14 protein-coding genes are annotated in these 17,038 nt (G+C 71.9%); 8 read left to right on the top strand and 6 right to left on the bottom strand.

The window, feature by feature from the left end; all coding sequences use genetic code 11:
• Positions 1 to 10: 10 nt before the first annotated feature.
• Positions 11 to 1,627, bottom strand: coding sequence for a carboxyl transferase domain-containing protein (locus ACSUPV_RS25920; protein ID WP_359790031.1), 1,617 nt, complete (start codon positions 1,625 to 1,627; stop codon positions 11 to 13).
• Positions 1,628 to 1,713: 86 nt separating this feature from the next.
• Between ACSUPV_RS25920 and ACSUPV_RS25925 the strand changes: the two genes are divergently transcribed.
• The 3 genes from ACSUPV_RS25925 (at position 1,714) to ACSUPV_RS25935 (ending at position 4,622) form a co-directional block, all read left to right on the top strand.
• A complete protein-coding gene (locus tag ACSUPV_RS25925) occupies positions 1,714 to 2,322 on the top strand; it encodes an SACE_7040 family transcriptional regulator (RefSeq protein ID WP_031114224.1) in 609 nt (202 codons plus the stop codon).
• 219 nt (positions 2,323 to 2,541) lie between these two features.
• Positions 2,542 to 3,699 carry an acyl-CoA dehydrogenase family protein gene (locus tag ACSUPV_RS25930; RefSeq protein ID WP_031114216.1) on the top strand — a complete coding sequence of 386 codons (1,158 nt, stop codon included), beginning with the start codon at positions 2,542 to 2,544 and terminating at the stop codon, positions 3,697 to 3,699.
• A gap of 35 nt (positions 3,700 to 3,734) precedes the next feature.
• Positions 3,735 to 4,622, top strand: a complete 888-nt coding sequence (locus ACSUPV_RS25935) for an acyl-CoA thioesterase (protein ID WP_382609519.1) — start codon at positions 3,735 to 3,737, stop codon at positions 4,620 to 4,622.
• Here ACSUPV_RS25935 and ACSUPV_RS25940 read toward each other — a convergent pair.
• Both ACSUPV_RS25940 and ACSUPV_RS25945 read right to left on the bottom strand, forming a co-directional pair.
• Positions 4,615 to 5,403 (bottom strand): phosphatase, encoded by a 789-nt coding sequence (locus tag ACSUPV_RS25940; RefSeq protein ID WP_031114214.1) that lies wholly within the window; start codon positions 5,401 to 5,403, stop codon positions 4,615 to 4,617. The genes ACSUPV_RS25935 and ACSUPV_RS25940 overlap by 8 nt on opposite strands.
• Positions 5,404 to 5,496: 93 nt before the next feature.
• Entirely contained in the window at positions 5,497 to 6,960 is a 1,464-nt protein-coding gene (locus ACSUPV_RS25945; protein WP_436948648.1) for a PucR family transcriptional regulator ligand-binding domain-containing protein, read from the bottom strand.
• A gap of 130 nt (positions 6,961 to 7,090) precedes the next feature.
• Between ACSUPV_RS25945 and ACSUPV_RS25950 the strand changes: the two genes are divergently transcribed.
• Genes ACSUPV_RS25950 through ACSUPV_RS25960 form a run of 3 tightly spaced genes read left to right on the top strand, consistent with a single transcriptional unit; the run spans position 7,091 to position 11,276 of the window.
• Positions 7,091 to 8,557, top strand: a complete 1,467-nt coding sequence (locus ACSUPV_RS25950; protein WP_436948649.1) for a sodium:solute symporter — start codon at positions 7,091 to 7,093, stop codon at positions 8,555 to 8,557.
• Between the two features lie 56 nt (positions 8,558 to 8,613).
• A complete protein-coding gene (gene speB / locus ACSUPV_RS25955) occupies positions 8,614 to 9,594 on the top strand; it encodes an agmatinase (protein WP_031114210.1) in 981 nt (326 codons plus the stop codon).
• Entirely contained in the window at positions 9,591 to 11,276 is a 1,686-nt protein-coding gene (locus tag ACSUPV_RS25960; protein ID WP_436948650.1) for a thiamine pyrophosphate-binding protein, read from the top strand. The genes speB and ACSUPV_RS25960 overlap by 4 nt, the downstream gene beginning before the upstream one ends.
• 38 nt (positions 11,277 to 11,314) lie before the next feature.
• Here the strand turns inward: ACSUPV_RS25960 and ACSUPV_RS25965 are convergent, their stop codons facing one another.
• The 3 genes from ACSUPV_RS25965 to ACSUPV_RS25975 form a co-directional block, all read right to left on the bottom strand.
• Complete coding sequence (locus ACSUPV_RS25965) at positions 11,315 to 11,917, bottom strand: hypothetical protein (RefSeq protein WP_359790020.1); 603 nt, start codon at positions 11,915 to 11,917, stop codon at positions 11,315 to 11,317.
• A 193-nt stretch (positions 11,918 to 12,110) separates the two neighbouring features.
• Positions 12,111 to 12,731 (bottom strand): DUF7691 family protein, encoded by a 621-nt coding sequence (locus ACSUPV_RS25970; protein WP_436948651.1) that lies wholly within the window; start codon positions 12,729 to 12,731, stop codon positions 12,111 to 12,113.
• Positions 12,732 to 12,852: 121 nt separating this feature from the next.
• Positions 12,853 to 14,994: an ArnT family glycosyltransferase gene (locus ACSUPV_RS25975; RefSeq protein ID WP_436948652.1), complete on the bottom strand. Its 2,142-nt coding sequence runs from the start codon at positions 14,992 to 14,994 to the stop codon at positions 12,853 to 12,855.
• A 145-nt stretch (positions 14,995 to 15,139) separates the two neighbouring features.
• On the opposite strand from ACSUPV_RS25975, the gene ACSUPV_RS25980 reads away from it, so the two are divergent.
• The gene (locus ACSUPV_RS25980; RefSeq protein WP_037770121.1) at positions 15,140 to 15,991 is read left to right on the top strand and encodes a serine hydrolase; all 852 of its coding nucleotides are present in this window, start codon (positions 15,140 to 15,142) and stop codon (positions 15,989 to 15,991) included.
• Between the two features lie 52 nt (positions 15,992 to 16,043).
• Positions 16,044 to 17,021 (top strand): esterase-like activity of phytase family protein, encoded by a 978-nt coding sequence (locus ACSUPV_RS25985; protein WP_436948653.1) that lies wholly within the window; start codon positions 16,044 to 16,046, stop codon positions 17,019 to 17,021.
• Positions 17,022 to 17,038 lie beyond the last annotated feature (17 nt).

A 17,038-nucleotide genomic window follows, 5' to 3' on the forward strand; every position in this document is an offset into this window, starting at 1 on the left:
GTCCGTCCCCTCACATCCGGAAGACGCCGAACTGGGGGTCACCCAGGGGCGCGTTGGCGCACGCGGTCAGGGCCAGGCCCAGGACCTGGCGGGTGTCCAGCGGGTCGATCACCCCGTCGTCCCAGAGGCGGGCCGTCGCGTAGTAGGCGTTCCCCTGGCGCTCGTACTGCGCACGGACCGGGGCCTTGAAGGCCTCCTCGTCCTCCGCCGGCCAGGACTCGCCGCGGGCCTCCAGCTGGTCCCGCTTGACGGTCGCGAGGACCGAGGCGGCCTGCTCGCCGCCCATGACCGAGATCTTGGCGTTCGGCCACATCCACAGGAAGCGGGGGGAGTACGCCCTGCCGCACATGGAGTAGTTGCCCGCACCGTACGAGCCGCCCACCACGACCGTCAGCTTCGGTACGCGCGTGCACGCCACGGCCGTGACCATCTTGGCGCCGTGCTTGGCGATGCCGCCCGCCTCGTAGTCCTTGCCGACCATGAAGCCCGAGATGTTCTGCAGGAAGACCAGCGGGATGCCGCGCTGGTCGCACAGCTCGATGAAGTGGGCGCCCTTCTGGGCGGACTCGGAGAACAGGATGCCGTTGTTGGCGACGATGCCCACCGGGTGGCCGTGGATCCGGGCGAAGCCCGTGACCAGGGTCTGGCCGAACTCGGACTTGAACTCGGCGAAGCGGGAGCCGTCGACGACGCGGGCGATGATCTCGCGCACGTCGTACGGGGTGCGGGAGTCGACGGGGACCGCGCCGTAGAGGCCCTGCGGGTCGACCTTGGGCTCGACGGGCGCGGTGACCTCCCAGGGGAGGGGGCCCCGGGCGGGGAGCGTGGAGACGATCGTGCGGACGATGCGCAGGGCGTGCGCGTCGTTCTCCGCGAGGTGGTCGGTGACGCCCGAGACGCGGGAGTGGACCTCGCCGCCGCCGAGCTCCTCCGCTGTGACGACCTCGCCGGTGGCCGCCTTCACCAGGGGCGGGCCGCCGAGGAAGATCGTGCCCTGGTTGCGGACGATCACCGCCTCGTCGCTCATCGCCGGGACGTACGCCCCGCCGGCCGTGCACGAGCCGAGGACCGCGGCGATCTGGGGGATGCCGGCGCCGGACATGCGGGCCTGGTTGTAGAAGATCCGGCCGAAGTGGTCGCGGTCCGGGAAGACCTCGTCCTGCATGGGGAGGAACGCGCCGCCGGAGTCCACCAGGTAGACACAGGGGAGGCGGTTGTCGAGGGCGACCTCCTGGGCACGGAGGTGCTTCTTGACCGTCATCGGGTAGTACGTGCCGCCCTTGACCGTGGCGTCGTTGGCGATGACCACCGCCTCGCGGCCGCTGACCCGGCCGATGCCGGCGATGACACCGGCGGCCGGGGCCTGGCCCTCGTACATCCCGTCGGCCGCGAGCGGGGCCAGCTCCAGGAAGGGCGAGCCCGGGTCGAGGAGGGTGTCGACGCGGTCGCGGGGGAGCAGCTTGCCGCGGGCCGTGTGGCGGGCGCGGGCCTTCTCGCCGCCGCCCTGTGCGGCCGCGGCCAGCTTGCTGCGCAGCTCCTCCACGAGGGCGCGGTGCGCCTCCTCGTTGGCCCGAAAGGCCTCCGACGCGGGGTCTGCCGCGCTCGTGAGCTCCGGTGCCTCGTGCATCCTGCGGTCCCCTCACCTTGTTAATGAGCGTTAACGCATTTCCTTCAGGTTAACGAGCGCTAACCTCCCTGTCTAGAATTGATTTCATGGCCACCAGAACCGACGCCCCCACCCGCCGTGAGCAGATCCTCAAGGAGGCCGCGCGGCTGTTCGCCGAGCGGGGCTTCCACGGGGTCGGAGTCGACGAGATAGGCGCCGCGGTCGGGATCAGCGGGCCCGGGCTGTACCGGCACTTCGCGGGCAAGGACGCGATGCTCGCGGAGTTGCTGGTGGGGATCAGCGGGCAGTTGCTGACCGGGGCGAAGCGGAGGGTTGCGGAGGCGGACGGGGGTGCGGGGGCTGAGGTGGTCCTCGACTCGCTGATCGAGGGGCATATCGACTTCGCGCTGGACGACCGGCCTCTGATCACCCTGCACGACCGGGAGCTGGATCGCCTCCGGGACAGCGACCGGAAGATGGTGCGGCAGCTGCAGCGGCAGTATGTGGAGCTGTGGGTGGCGGTGGTGCGGGAGGTGTATCCCGGGCTGGGGGAGCCTGCGGCTCGGTCCGCTGTGCACTCGGTGTTCGGGTTGCTGAACTCGACGCCGCACCTGGGTAGGGGTGGGGTGTTGCCCGGGCGGGCGGCCACGGCGGAGTTGTTGCATCGGATGGCCCGGGGGGCGTTTGCGGCGGCGGGTTCGTCTGTGGCGGACTGAGCCGGGTTTTCCTCGCCCCGCCGCCCCCACGCATCTCTTCCCGCTCGCGGCTCCCGCTTGGAGTGGGCCTCCAGGGCCCACCCCGGGCCACGCTCCCCAGCTGACAGAGGGCGCGAGTGACGAGCGTTACCCCGCCACCACCCTGGACGGTCGTTGATACTCGCCGGTACCTTAGGGTGAGCAAGCGCTTAGACAGCTGAGGTCCGTGGAGGTGGCGGCGTGCGCCGTACGGTGTTCAACGAGGATCACGAGGCGTTCCGGGAGACCATCCGCGCCTTCATCGAGGCCGAGGTCGTCCCGGTTTACGACGAGTGGTTCGCGGCGGGCCAGGCGCCCCGCGACTTCTACTACAAGCTCGGTGAGCTGGGGATCTTCGGGATCAACGTCCCGGAGGAGTTCGGCGGTGCCGGCCTGGAGACGCACAAGTTCGAGGCCGTGCTGTACGAGGAGACCGCTCGTGCCGGTGTCCAGTTCGGCGGCTCCGGCGTGCACGTGCTGCTCGCCCTGCCCTACATCAAGATGCTGGCGACGGACGAGCAGAAGAAGCGGTACCTGCCGAAGTTCGTCACCGGCGAGGAGATGTGGGCCATCGCGATGACGGAGCCGGGCACCGGTTCCGACCTCGCGGGCATGAAGTCCACCGCCAAGCTGAGCGAGGACGGCACGCACTACGTCCTGAACGGCGCCAAGACCTTCATCACGGGTGGCGTGCACGCCGACCGTGTGATCGTCTGCGCCCGCACCTCCGCCCCGACCGCCGAGGACCGCCGCCACGGCATCTCCCTCTTCGCCGTCGACACCAAGTCCGAGGGCTACTCCGTCGGTCGCAAGCTCGACAAGCTCGGCCTGAAGACCTCCGACACCGCCGAGCTGGCGTTCGTCGACGTCAAGGTGCCCGTCGAGGACCTCCTCGGCGAGGAGAACAAGGGCTTCTCCTACCTCGGCCACAACCTCGCCTCCGAGCGCTGGGGCATCGCCTTCGGCGCCTACGCCCAGGCCAAGGCCGCCGTCCGGTTCGCCAAGCAGTACGTGCAGGAGCGCACCGTCTTCGGCAAGCCGGTCGCGCACTTCCAGAACACCAAGTTCGAGCTGGCCGCCTGCCAGGCCGAGGTGGACGCCGCCGAGGCCGTCGCGGACCGCGCGACCGAGGCCCTCGACGCCGGTGAGCTCACCCCTGCCGAGGCCGCCTCCGCGAAGCTGTTCTGCACCGAGGTCGCCCACCGCGTCATCGACCGCTGCCTCCAGCTGCACGGCGGCTACGGCTACATGAACGAGTACCCGATCGCCCGCCTGTACGCGGACAACCGCGTCAACCGCATCTACGGCGGCACCAGCGAGATCATGAAGTCGATCATCGCGAAGGACATGGGGCTGTAAGCCGGCCGTAGTCATTGGCCGGTACAACAGTTCTCATGAGCCAGGCACTTCAGGACCTCCTCGATCTGCTCGACCTGGAGCAGATCGAGGAGGACATATTCCGCGGCCGGTCCCGGTCCGCCGTCGTCCCCCGGGTCTTCGGCGGGCAGGTCGCGGCGCAGGCGCTGGTCGCCGCCGGGCGGACGGTCCCCGAGGACCGGCCCGCGCACTCGCTCCACGCGTACTTCCTGCGCCCCGGCGACCCGGGCGCGCCCATCGTCTACACCGTCGACCGGATCCGCGACGGCCGCTCCTTCACCACCCGCCGGGTGGTCGCCGTCCAGCACGGCAAGCCGATCTTCCATCTGTCGGCGTCGTTCCAGGTGTACGAGGACGGGCTGGACCACCAGGAGCCGATGCCCGCCTCGCCCGATCCCGCGACGCTGCCCACCGGTGAGGAACGGCTGCGCGGGTACGGGCACCTCGACCCGGTGGTGGTGGAGAAGTTCCTGGAGGCGCGTGCCGCCGTCGACCTGCGGTACGTCGACGAGCCGCCGTACGGGAAGTTCGGCGAACCCCGCGAGCCGCACTCGCAGGTGTGGTTCCGCACCAACGGCAAGCTCGCCGACGACCCGCTGCTGCACGTCGTCCTCGCCACGTACGTCTCCGACATGACACTGCTCGACTCCGTGCTGCTCGCGCACGGCCGGGGCGGCTGGGCCGTCGGGGACGTCGTCGGGGCCTCGCTGGACCACGCGATGTGGTTCCACCGGCCGTTCCGCGCGGACGAGTGGCTGCTGTACGACCAGGAGTCCCCGTCCGCGTACGGCGGCCGGGGACTGGGCCAGGCCCGGATCTATACGCAGGACGGGCGGCTGGCCATCACGGTCATCCAGGAGGGCGTGGTCCGCGTCCCCCGCGAGCCGGGCTCGGGACCTAGCTGAGCCCCGCCTCCGCCAGCAGGTACGCCGTCATCGGGTCGTAGTGGCGGGGGCTGACCACGTGGTCGTCCAGGGGCACCGTCACCTGCACGGTGCCCTCCGCCTCGGCGATGAAGAGGGCCGGGTCGTTGCAGTCGGCGTAACCCATGGAGTCCAGGCCGTGCTGTCCCGCGTAGCCGGCCCAGCCGTGGTCGGCGACGACCAGGTCGGGCAGCGGGCGGCCCTCGCGCTCCAGGCCCGTCAGGATCGCCTTCATGGGCTCGCCCGAGTGGGTGTGCCAGAGGGTGGCGCCGTGCTCCAGGACGGCCACGTCCGCGAACTGCATGACGTAGCCCTCCTCCGTCGTCAGGCCGTCCGGGATGACGACGATCTCGCAGCCGGCCGCGCGCAGGGCCGCCGCGGTCGCGCGGTGCACGTCGAGCAGGCCGCCGGGGTGGCCGGTGGCGAACAGGACCCGCTGCTGCCCGTCCGCCGCCTTGCGCAGCCGCCCGGCCATCCGCTCCAGCCCGGCCACGGTCAGCTCCGGGTCGATGGTGTCCTGGCCGTACCGGTGCTCGGGGTCGTCGTTCACGCCGACCCGCTCCGCCATCACCGCGAGGACGTCCTGCTCGTCGCTCCAGCGGTCGCCGAGTTCCAGGCCGAGCCAGTAGTGGCGGTCGCCGTTCGCGAGCTTGCGGTAGTGGGAGAGGTTGTTCTCGCGCGGGGTGGCGACGTCGCCCGCGATGCGCGTCCTGACGAGGTGCTCGACGAGTTCGGCGCGGCTGGGTGTCCCGGGTATCGGCATGGCACCCATTGTGAGGCAGCCTCCCACGGCCAACCCTGGCGTATCGCACGCTGGGACGTGCGTCACGTACTCAGTGGGGCCCCGCTCACGTACTCAGACCTGCCGCAGCGCGAACCAGAGTTCCATGCGGACGTCCGGGTCGTCGAGGTCCGTCTCCAGCAGGGCCGCGCAGCGGGCGATGCGCTGCCGGACGGTGTTGCGGTGCACGGACAGGGCGACGGCCGTACGGTCCCAACTGCCGTGCAGGGAGAGCCAGGCGCGCAGGGTCTCGGTGAGCGCGGGGTGGGCCGTCACCGGGGCGAGGAGCGCGCGGGCGTGGTCCGCCGCCTCACCGGGCGGGACCAGGTCGGCGAGGGCGGGGCGGGCGCCGTGCCGGAACAGCGGCGCCCGGGTGGCGCGGGCCCGGGCCAGGGCGCGGGCCGCCTGGGTGTCGGCGGCGGGCCACTCGGCGGGCGTGACGGCGGCGCTGACGCCCAGGGTCCAGCCGGGCAGCGGCTCCGGTGCCCGGTCGGCCGGAACCAGGACGCGGACGACGTCGCCCGCCGGATCGACCAGGGCGGAGCCGAGCGCGGCGCCCAGCGCGGAGGCCGCGACGGGGTCGGGGGCGCCGTCCCCGTCCGGCCGGGCGTGCACGACGAGCCACCGGTCACCGCCCAGCAGCGACGCGGCCTCCTCGGGCGGCGCCCCCAGCAGCAGTCGCACCAGCGCGGCGGACCGCGCCGCACCCGTGCCGCTTCGCTGATCGCCGGTGAGCAGGGAGAGGAGCACGGCGGCGACGGAGGCGATGGTGTGGTCCCCGGGGGCGCGGTGCGGCGTGGCGACCCCCAGCACGAAGCCGTGCCCCGCGCCGAGGGCATACACCGCCAGCTGGGCACCGGCGACGCTGTCGGTGGCGGAGGCCGGGCGGCTCGCGGGCGGCTGTACGACCTCCGCCAGCCGCGCCAGCGCCTCGCGCACCTCACCTCCCGGGTCCCTCCCCGCCCCCGCGATCTCCGCCCCTTCCGGCCCGTACAGCACGGCCCGGCCGCCCAGCCGCTGGGCCAACTGGCGGAGGACCGACGCGACCGGGTCGGGGCGGGACGCGGCGGCGGCGAGGCTCTGCTGAGCCTCGGTCACGCGGCGCAGTTCGGCCATGCGGGCCCGGGCCATCAGCTGCCAGACCGCCCGGGCCACACCCGAGAACGTGGTCTGCGGCGGCACCTCCAGCAGCGGCAGGCCGTGCGCGTCGCAGGCCGCGACCAGCGCCCTCGGCACCGTGTCGTGCACCGGCGCCACGCCGAAGCCGAGGGCCGCACCGCCCGCCGCGACGATCCGGGACACGTAGTCGTCGAAGTAGGTCCCGGACCCCGCCGCCTCGGGGATGTGCACGCCCGCTGTGAGCAGCAGTTCCCCGCCCAGCAGATAGGGGTACGGGTCGGCCATCTCCGAGGTGTGCACCCAGTGGACGACCGTGTCCGCGGCGGCGGGACCCGCGATCCGGCGCAGCGCCAGGTCCTCGTGGGCCAGCAGGGCGGACAGCGGTACCGGTGGGGTGGGCGGGACAGTCGGGTCCGGCATGTGCGTTCCCTCCAGCCAGTGCCGCGCGGATGGATGAAACGTACACTTCGCTGTCGCTTTCCGGCCACCTAGGGTCAGTCCTCGTCAACCTCGTCGTCCCCCACGACCGAGCGCGTGCGAAGGAGGCCCCATGGCCGTCGACTACCTCGTGATCGTCGTCTACCTGGCCGGAATGCTGGCCATGGGCTGGTGGGGCATGCGCCGCGCCCGGTCCAAGAGCGAGTTCCTCGTGGCCGGCCGCCGGCTCGGCCCGGCCATGTACTCCGGCACCATGGCGGCGATCGTCCTCGGCGGCGCCTCCACCATCGGCGGTGTGGGGCTGGGCTACCAGTACGGACTGAGCGGCGCCTGGATGGTGTTCACCATCGGCCTGGGCCTGCTCGCCCTGTCCGTGTTCTTCTCCGCCCGCATCGCCCGGCTGAGGGTCTACACCGTCTCCGAGATGCTCGACCTGCGCTACGGCGGTGGTCGCGCCGGCATCATCTCCGGGCTCGTCATGTGGGCGTACACGCTGATGCTCGCCGTGACCTCGACCATCGCCTACGCCACCATCTTCGACGTCCTGTTCGACCTCAACCGCACCCTGGCGATCGTCCTCGGCGGCTCGATCGTCGTGGCGTACTCGACCCTCGGCGGCATGTGGTCGATCACGCTGACCGACATGGTGCAGTTCGTCGTGAAGACCATCGGCGTGCTCCTGCTCCTGCTGCCCATCGCCGTCGTCAAGGCCGGCGGGTTCGGCGAGATGAAGGCGCAGCTGCCCACCGAGTACTTCGACCCGCTCGGCATCGGCGGCGAGACGATCTTCACCTACGTGCTGATCTACACGTTCGGCATGCTCATCGGGCAGGACATCTGGCAGCGCGTCTTCACCGCCCGCAGCGACCGCACCGCCCGGTGGGGCGGCACCATCGCCGGCACGTACTGCCTCGCCTACGCCCTCGCCGGTGCCGTCATCGGCACGGCGGCCAGGGTGCTGTACCCGAAGCTCGGCAGCGCGGACGACGCCTTCGCGACGATCGTGAAGGAGGAACTGCCCGTCGGCGTGCGCGGGCTGGTGCTGGCCGCCGCCCTGGCCGCCGTGATGTCGACCTCCTCCGGCGCGCTGATCGCCTGCGCCACCGTCGCCAACAACGACATCTGGTCCCGGCTGCGGGGGATCAGCCGGAGCGCACCGGCCGACGATCACGACGAGGTCAAGGGCAACCGGGCGTTCATCCTCCTCATGGGCCTCGCCGTCATCGCCACGGCCATCGCCATCGACAACGTCGTCGAGGCGCTGACCGTCGCCTACAACCTCCTCGTCGGCGGACTGCTCGTGCCGATCCTCGGCGGCCTGGTGTGGAAGCGCGGCACGGTGTACGGCGCCCTCGCCTCCGTGGTGGTCGGCGGAGTCGCGGTCGTCGTGCTGATGGCGACCCACGGCATCCTCGCCAACGAGCCCGTCTACTACGGCCTGCTCGCCTCGCTCGCCGCGTACGTGATCGTCTCCCTGGCCACCCCCGCCACCGACGCCGCCGTGCTGGCCGCCTGGCGCGAGCGGCTCGCGGGGCGGTCTCCCGAACTCGCGTCCGAACCGGTCGCGGCTCCCCAGTAGAGTCGTAGAGCAAGCAGTACATACGCGATGAAGCGTAGGAAAGAAGGCATTTCTTCATGAGCAGCAACGAGACTCCGCGCGGGCCCGTCGACTCCTCCCGCATCCCGCGGTACGCCGGCCCCGCGACCTTCGCCCGGCTGCCCCGGCTCGACGAGGTCGGCCGGGCCGATGTCGCCGTGGTGGGCGTCCCGTTCGACTCGGGTGTCTCGTACCGGCCGGGCGCCCGCTTCGGCGGCAACGCGATCCGCGAGGCGTCCCGGCTGCTGCGGCCGTACAACCCGGCGCAGGACGCCTCCCCGTTCGCCCTCGCGCAGGTCGCGGACGGCGGCGACATCGCCGTGAACCCGTTCAACATCAACGAGGCCGTCGAGACCGTCGAGGCCGCCGCGGACGACCTGCTCGGCACGGGCGCCCGCCTGATGACCCTCGGCGGCGACCACACCATCGCCCTGCCCCTGCTGCGCTCGGTGGCGAAGAAGCACGGCCCGGTGGCGCTGCTGCACTTCGACGCCCACCTCGACACCTGGGACACCTACTTCGGCGCCGAGTACACGCACGGCACCCCGTTCCGCCGCGCGGTGGAGGAGGGCATCCTCGACACCGAGGCGCTCTCGCACGTCGGCATCCGCGGTCCCCTCTACGGCAAGCAGGACCTGACCGACGACGAGAAGATGGGCTTCGGCATCGTCACCTCCGCCGACGTCTACCGGCGCGGTGCCGACGAGGTCGCCGACCAGCTCCGCCAGCGCATCGGCGACCGGCCGCTGTACATCTCCATCGACATCGACTGCCTCGACCCGGCCCACGCCCCCGGCACCGGCACCCCCGAGGCCGGCGGCATGACCTCGCGCGAGCTGCTGGAGATCCTGCGCGGCCTGGCCTCCTGCAACCTGGTCTCCGCGGACGTCGTCGAAGTGGCCCCCGCGTACGATCACGCGGAGATCACGTCGGTGGCGGCCTCCCACACGGCGTACGAACTGACCACGATCATGTCCCGCCAGATCGCCGCGGCCCGGAAGGACTCGGAAGCCAAGTGACCCACGACCACGACCTGGTGCTCCGCCCGACGCCCGCCCAGACGGAGGCCGCCCTCAACCCTCCTCCCGGCCGCAACGGCGGAGACCTGGTCGTGGAAACCCTGGCCGGGCTCGGCGCGACGACCGTCTTCGGCCTGCCCGGCCAGCACGCCCTCGGCATGTTCGACGCGCTGCGCCGCTCCGACCTGCGCTACATCGGCCTGCGCGTGGAGAACAACGCCGGGTTCGCGGCCGACGCCTACGGCCGGATCACCGGCGAGGCCGCCCCGCTGCTGCTGTCGACCGGGCCGGGCGCGCTGACGTCCCTCGCCGCGCTCCAGGAGGCCGCGGCCGCCTCCGCGCCCGTGCTGGCGATCAGCAGCCAGGTCCCCACGGCGGGCCTCGGCGGCGGACGCCACGGCTACCTGCACGAACTCCCCGACCAGGCGGCCTCGTTCCGGGGCGTGGTGAAGTCCGTCCACACCGTCCGCACCCAGTCCCAGATCCCCTCCGCGATCGAGGCGGCCTGGAAGTCGGCGCTGACCGCCCCGCACGGGCCGGTGTGGGTGGAGATCCCGCAGGACGTGCTGCTCGCCGGGACGGCGATCCCCGTGGTGACGGGCGGCGACGCGTTCCCCGAGGAACTGCCGCCCCGCCCCGAACTGACCGCCGTCGCCGCCGACCTGCTGTCGAAGGCCGCCCGCCCGGCGATCATCGCGGGCGGGGGAGTGGTACGGGCGGACGCCTCGGGCAAGCTGAAGCAGCTGGCGGAGCGGCTCCGGGCGCCGGTCGTCACGACCCCCGGCGGCAAGGGCGCGTTCCCCTGGACGCACCCCCTGTCCCTCCAGTCCTGGATCGAGGACCGGCACACCACGGACTTCCTGGAGGACGCCGACGTCCTGCTCGTGGTCGGGTCGGGCCTCGGCGAACTCTCCTCGAACTACCACACGTTCAAGCCGCGCGGCCGGGTGATCCAGATCGAGGCCGACCTCGGCAAGCTGGAGTCCAACCACCCCGCCCTCGGCATCCACGCCGACGCCCGGCTGGCGCTCCAGGCCCTGCTGGAGACGGTGTCGCCCCGCGAGGACGCGTCGGCCGCGGACCGCGTCCGTCAGGTGCTGGCGAAGGTCACCGACCGCATCGCCGCCCAGGACCTCACCCTGGAGCAGGACGTGCTGGCGTCCGTGCGCAGGGCGCTCCCGGCCGACTCCCCGTCCTTCTGGGACATGACCATCCTGGCCTACTGGGCCTGGTCGGCCTTCGACGCCAAGGGCCCCAACCACCTGCACTCCGCCCAGGGCGCGGGCGGCCTCGGCTACGCCTTCCCGGCGGCCCTCGGCGCGGCGGTGGCCGACCCGACCCGGCCGGTCCTCGCGGTCTCGGGCGACGGCGGGGCGCTGTACTCCGTCGCCGAGCTGGCGACGGCCCGCCAGTACGGCCTGAACGTCACCTGGCTCATCGTCGACGACGGCGGTTACGGCATCCTGCGCGAGTACATGACCGACGCGTTCGGCGAGGCGACCGCGACGGAACTGACCCGGCCCGATTTCGTGGCGCTGGCGGAGTCCTTCGGCGTCCCCGGGGTCCGGACGACCCCGGAGAGCCTGGAGCAGGACCTCGCGAAGGCAGTGGAGACGCCCGGGCCCTCGGTGGTCCTGCTCCCCGCCGTCCTGCGGATGTTCGCGCCGACGCACCTGGGGTGAGCGCCGGCCGGGCGGGCTGGGGGTGTCGGGGTGTACCCCTACAGCCCGTCGCGGACCATCGCGGCGACGATGTGGACGTGGCGGTCGGCCGCCGTGCCCGACCATTCGTTGTCGTAGTTCAGGCCGTAGGGCCAGAAGTGGCCGCCGCCGGTGGAGATCTTGGCGCCGGAGCCGTCGTACTGCTTGACGAGCGCGGTGGCCTGCGCGCCGGTCCAGGTGCCGCTGCCGCCGAGGCGGGACCAGCCGCCGCTCAGCCCCACGCCGAGGGTGTGGGAGATCTCGTGCAGGGCCGTCCGCTCGTTCATGTAGCTGCGGTTGCTGCCGAAGCGGATCGTGCCGTTCGTGCTGCCGTCGGCGGTGGGCACGCCCGGCTCGTAGCGGACGGTGATGGTCTTGCCCAGGTCGCTGAGGTTGTTGTAGCGGGCCACCGCCGCGTTCATGGCCTTGGTGATGAGGTCGTAGGCGGAGCGCTGGTCCGCGGTGGGGTTGCTCGCGCGGACGAGGGACCAGGTGATGGTGGCCGCCGCGGCGCGTTCCCGGGCCGGGGCGGGCGCCGCCTGGGGGGTGGCGGCCTGGGCGACGCCGGGGCCGGCCAGCAGCGCGGCGGTCAGGGCGGCCACGAGTGCCTTGCGTGGGCTCATTGCGGATCCTCCTGTGGGGGTGGCCGTCACGAAGTCTTCGATACTTCGCACAGCGTTCGGGATCTCGGACATGCGGCACCGTGGTCCACATCGGAGCGGATGAAACGAAAGCCCTTGCCCGACACGGCAGTTGGCGCGCTGTCGACCGCAAGTATCCCGGTGGGAAAGGCGACGTCAAGGGTTCGAGCAGAGGTCAGTGGAACCAGAAGAGCAGCGTGTCCGGGTTCATCCCGAGCTTCCGCGAACGCTCCCACTCCTCCGCCTCGAACCGCATGACCTCGGCGAACCGGCGTGCGGCAGCGCGGAATTCGGGATCCAGCCGGTCCAGCACGGACGCGTACGCGTCGGCGAGGGCGGCGGCCCGCTGGGTCGGCAGGGTGCCGATCGCGGGCACCGCGTCGCCGGGGTGGGGGAGGCGCAGGGGCGGGCCGCTGAACAGGAACGTGCCGGGGAGCAGGTCGGACGGGACGCCGTGCCGGGCCAGTTCGTCGTCCATGGCGTAGAACCACGCCGGACGCCGCCAGTCGCCGAGGTCGGTGGGATCCGAGAAGTGCGCGGCGACGACCTGGTAGAAGGCGTAACTGTACGAGGGGCAGAGGTCGGTGCTCGGGGTGCCGTCGATCAGCTCCTCCAGGGCCTGGTGGATGGAGACGTCCAGGTCGATGCCCTGCTCCAGGAACCGGGCGTCGGTGCGCTCGCACTCCGTGCGCACCCGGGCGAGCGTGCGCTCCTGCTGCTCGGTTCGCTCCACCGCGGTGAGCAGCCGCACCACCGTCCGCATGTCGCCGGTGCTCATCTCCAGGCAGTAACCCACCGCTCGTTTCCCTTCACCCGTCCGCCGGACACCCGGTGTCCATGATCGGGGACAGGGGAACGGCCCCGGACCGAGGGGTCGGGGCCGTTCGACGGGGCGCACCGGTCCCGGGGACGTGGTGTCAGCTGACGTCGGACGCGTCCAGGCGGTAGATCGTCGACTGGTTCGACTGGTTCGACTGCGTCGAGGAGCCGGAGGTCGCTGCCGAACTCGACTCCGTATTCGTGCTCTTGCTGTAGTCGCTCTCCTTCACTGCCGTGCCGTGCTTCTGCACCCACGCCGTGACCTCGGAGCTGACGGTGGACCCACCGCCCGGACCGCCGCCCAGCTGGATGTAGTGCAGCTCGCCCTTCTTCACCAGTTCCTTGAGCCGGGCGAGCGTCATCGCCTTGTCGCTGCCGGACCAGCCCCACATGGAGATGACGGGCTCGCCGCTGCTGACGATGAGCTGGGCCGCGCTCTGCGAACTGGACACCGCCAGCAGCCACTTGGCGCCATCCTGGTGCTTCTTCAGGTACGCGATCAGCTCGCTGCTCGCGCCGCCGCCCATGCCACCGGCCATGCCGCCGGGCTGCCGGGTGCCGGAGGTGCTGCCCTGGGGCATGCCGCCCGCCCCTTGAGGAGCCTGTCCGCTCTGGCCGCTCTGGCTTCCCTGCCTGGTCTGTCCGCCCTGCCCGTTCTGACCGCCGGGCGGCGTCCCGCCCCCCGGGAAGCCCCGGCCGCCGCCGTCGCCCCCGCCCCCGGGCCCGCCGAAGCCACTGCCCGTGGACGGCCCCGCGGTCGGGTTCGTACCGCTCATGCCCCCGCCGCCCGACCCGGACGGCACCGACCAGGCGTACGCGGCAGGACCCGCCACCGCCGCGACGACCGCCGCCACCACCGACACCGCGAGCAACCGCAGCCGCAGGCCCGAGGTGCCGGAGCGGAAGACGAACAGGCCCGCGAGGGCCAGCGCCATGACGACCAGGACGGTGGGCCACAGCCAGGTGTTCCAGCCGGAGGCCCGCCGCAGCAGCACCGCCGCCCAGACGGCCGTGACGCCCAGCCCGAGGGGCAGCACCCACAGCCACCGCCGGTCGCGGCGGAAGGCCCGCAGCAGCAGCACCCCGCCGCCCCCGCACAGCGCCGCGATGCCCGGGGCTAGCGCGGTCGTGTAGTACGGGTGCATCGTGCCCTCGGCCAGCGCGAAGGTCAGGTAGTGCAGCACGGTCCAGCCGCCCCACAGCGCCAGCGCGGCCCGGGTGGGGTCCGTACGCGGGGCGCGGCCGCACAGCACCAGGCCGCCGACGAGGGCGATGCCGGCGAAGGGGAGCAGCCAGGAGATCTGGCCGCCGAGGATCTCGTTGAACATCCGGCCGAGGCCCGCGGTGCCGGAGAAGCCGCCGCCTCCGCCCCCGCCGCCACCGCCGTTGCCCTCACCGCCGAGGATCCGGCCGAGGCCGTTGTAGCCCGTGATCAGGTTCCAGGCGGTGCCGTCCGTCGAACCGCCGATGTACGGCCGCTCGGAGGCCGGCACCAGCGACACCGCGGCCGCCCACCAGAAGCTGGACACCGCCAGCACCACGCCGGCCGCCAGCAGGTGCACGATCCGCTTCGCCCACGCGGGCCGGGCCGCGTACAGGTAGACCACGAACACGGCGGGCAGCGCGATGTACCCCTGGAGCATCTTGGTGTTGAAGGCGAGCCCGAAGCAGGCCGCCGAGCCGAGCAGCGGCAGCAGCCGCCCGTTCCGCGTCGCGCGCAGCGCGAGGGCCGCGCCGGACACCATCAGGAACACCAGCAGGGTGTCCGGGTTGTTGTCCCGGTTGATGGCGACCGTGATGGGCGTCAGGGCCAGGACGAGGGCCGCCACGGCCGCCGCCGCGTGCCCGAACACCCGCTTCACGCAGGAGTGCAGGATCCAGATCGTGGCCAGGGCCGCCACGGTCATCGGCGCCATCATCTGCCAGGTGCCGTACCCGAAGAGGCGGCACGACAGGCCCATGACCATCAGGGCGAGCGGCGGCTTGTCGACGGTGAGGAAGTTCCCGGCGTCCAACGAGCCGAAGAACCACGCCTTCCAGCTCTCCGTGCCGCTCAGCACGGCGGCGCTGTAGAAGCTGTTGAGACTGGACCCGGACAGGTTCCAGGAGTACAGCACCGCGGCCAGGGCGAGGATCGCGAGCAGCACGGGGAGCGACCAGCGCGGGGCGGCGGCGGTGTCCCGAGGCGGGGCCGGAGGGGGCTCGGCGGTGCGGAGCTGGGTTTCGGTCGGAGATGTCACCCGGGCATCGTGGACAGCCCCGGTTGGTGGTCGCTGTGCCGAAGCTGGCCCTTTCCTGTGAAACCGCACCGCGCGAGGTAACGACTCGTACAAGCCTTCACCCATGCCTACAACCTTTACCCCGCGCCCGTGTGTCAAGGGGTGCATGACTCCTGGGATATCCCGCCGCGCGAGAGTGCTGGCGGTGGCCGTGGGTACCGGCGTGCTCGTGCCCCTCGTCGCCGCAGCCACGCCCGCCGCCGCTGCCACGCCGGCCGTGACCTGCACCTCGGCCAGGGCCGGCCTCGCCGACAAGCTGAAGAAGGACATCACCGCCGCGCTCGCCACCCGCAAGGGCACCGTCGCCGTCGGCCTCCACGACCGCAGCACCAACACGACCTGCACCCTGCGCGCGAGCTCCGCCTACGACTCGGCCAGTGTCGTCAAGGTCACCGTTCTCGCCACGCTGCTGTGGGACGCGAAGAAGACGAACCGGTATCTCACCGACCGCGAGAACACCCTCGCCAAGGCCATGATCACCAAGTCGGACAACGCCGCGACCTCCACCCTGTGGAAGCAGCTCGGCATGACGAAGATCAAGGGCTTCCTCGCCGCGGCCGGCATGACGCAGACCAAGCCCGGCGCGAACGGCTACTGGGGCCTGACCCAGATCACCGTCACCGACGAGCAGAAGCTGCTGAAGCTCATCACCGGCAAGAACACGGTCCTGAGCGACAACTCCCGCGCCTACATCCTCAAGCTGATGAGCCAGGTCGTCTCGTCCCAGCGCTGGGGCACCCCGTACGGCGTGCCCGCCGGTGTCACCGTCGCCGTCAAGAACGGCTGGCTGCAGCGCTCCACGAACGGCTGGCGGGTGCACAGCATCGGCGCGTTCAAGGGCGGCGGCCACGATTACACGATGACCGTGCTCACCCACGGCAACAGCACCATGAACTACGGCATCGCCACCATCCAGGCCGTGGCCAAGGTCATCCACCGCGACCTGGCCGCGAGCTGACCTTCACCCCGTCGCCCACCCGGCGTCACCGGCCCGCCCTACGGTGACGCCCATGCCTCTGAGAACCCAGCTCGCCCTCCTCACGGCGGGCCTGGCGGCGGCCACGTGCCTGACCGCCGCCGGCCCCGCCCAGGCGTCGACGTCCCACGCCTGCTCGCCGTCCGTGTCCATCGGCCGTTTCTCGGACGCGCTCGACAAGACGACGTACGAGAACACCGTCGTCGGCAACTTCTCCGCCCTCGCCGTGGACCGGGACGGCTCCCTGGCCGCCCTCTCCGACCGCTCGTCCCTGTTCCGCCTGGACGCGCGGACGCTCAAGCCCCGGTCCGTGCTCCCCCTCTCCGACGAGAACGGGGCCGCGCTCGACTCCGAGGGCCTGGTCGTGGACCGGGACGGCACGTACCTCGTCTCCTCCGAGACCGAGCCGTCGGTACGCCGCTACTCCCGCACCGGCGAGATCCTCGACCGCCTGCCGGTCCCGGACGACCTGCGCGTGGCCCCCGCGGGCCGCGGCCGGCCCAACGGCACGTTCGAGGGCCTGACCCTGCTGCCCGACGGCCGCACGCTGGTCGCGTCCATGGAGTACCCGCTCTCCGGCGACCCCGCCGACACCGTCCGCCTCCAGACCTGGAAGCGCCACGGCTCCCACTTCCGGCTCGGCGTGCAGTACACCTACCGCACCGACCCCGGCCTGGGCGTCCCCGAGATCCGGGCGACCCCCGACGGCCGTCTCCTCGTCCTGGAGCGCGGCTTCACGGCCGGCGTGGGCAACACGGTCCGCCTCTACCTGGCCGACCCCCGCAACGGCATGCGGAAGACCCTGCTCACCGACCTCGTGACCTGCCCGACCCTGGGCGCCACGGCCAAGCAGCCCCAGCCGAACCCGCTGCTGGACAACATCGAGGCCATGACGATCACGGGCCGCACGAAGAACACGCTGAGGGTCCTGCTCGCCAGCGACGACAACGAGAACCCGGCCCAGACGACCCGCTTCTACTACTTGCGGGTAAGGACAACGCCTTTCTTTTAGGGACTGTCACAGCGGGA

It is taken from the genome of Streptomyces sp. SudanB52_2052 (assembly GCF_964272415.1).
In the GTDB taxonomy this organism is placed as follows: Bacteria; Actinomycetota; Actinomycetes; order Streptomycetales; family Streptomycetaceae; genus Streptomyces; species Streptomyces olindensis.

Bases quoted from the DNA above. Each gene is read 5' to 3' on its own strand.
- ACSUPV_RS25920 (WP_359790031.1), bottom strand. From the start codon at position 1,627: ATGCACGAGGCACCGGAGCTCACGAGCGCGGCAGACCCCGCGTCGGAG.
- ACSUPV_RS25925 (WP_031114224.1), top strand. From the start codon at position 1,714: ATGGCCACCAGAACCGACGCCCCCACCCGCCGTGAGCAGATCCTCAAG.
- ACSUPV_RS25935 (WP_382609519.1), top strand. From the start codon at position 3,735: ATGAGCCAGGCACTTCAGGACCTCCTCGATCTGCTCGACCTGGAGCAG.
- ACSUPV_RS25940 (WP_031114214.1), bottom strand. From the start codon at position 5,403: ATGCCGATACCCGGGACACCCAGCCGCGCCGAACTCGTCGAGCACCTC.
- ACSUPV_RS25945 (WP_436948648.1), bottom strand. From the start codon at position 6,960: ATGCCGGACCCGACTGTCCCGCCCACCCCACCGGTACCGCTGTCCGCC.
- ACSUPV_RS25950 (WP_436948649.1), top strand. From the start codon at position 7,091: ATGGCCGTCGACTACCTCGTGATCGTCGTCTACCTGGCCGGAATGCTG.
- speB (WP_031114210.1), top strand. From the start codon at position 8,614: ATGAGCAGCAACGAGACTCCGCGCGGGCCCGTCGACTCCTCCCGCATC.
- ACSUPV_RS25965 (WP_359790020.1), bottom strand. From the start codon at position 11,917: ATGAGCCCACGCAAGGCACTCGTGGCCGCCCTGACCGCCGCGCTGCTG.
- ACSUPV_RS25980 (WP_037770121.1), top strand. From the start codon at position 15,140: ATGACTCCTGGGATATCCCGCCGCGCGAGAGTGCTGGCGGTGGCCGTG.
- ACSUPV_RS25985 (WP_436948653.1), top strand. From the start codon at position 16,044: ATGCCTCTGAGAACCCAGCTCGCCCTCCTCACGGCGGGCCTGGCGGCG.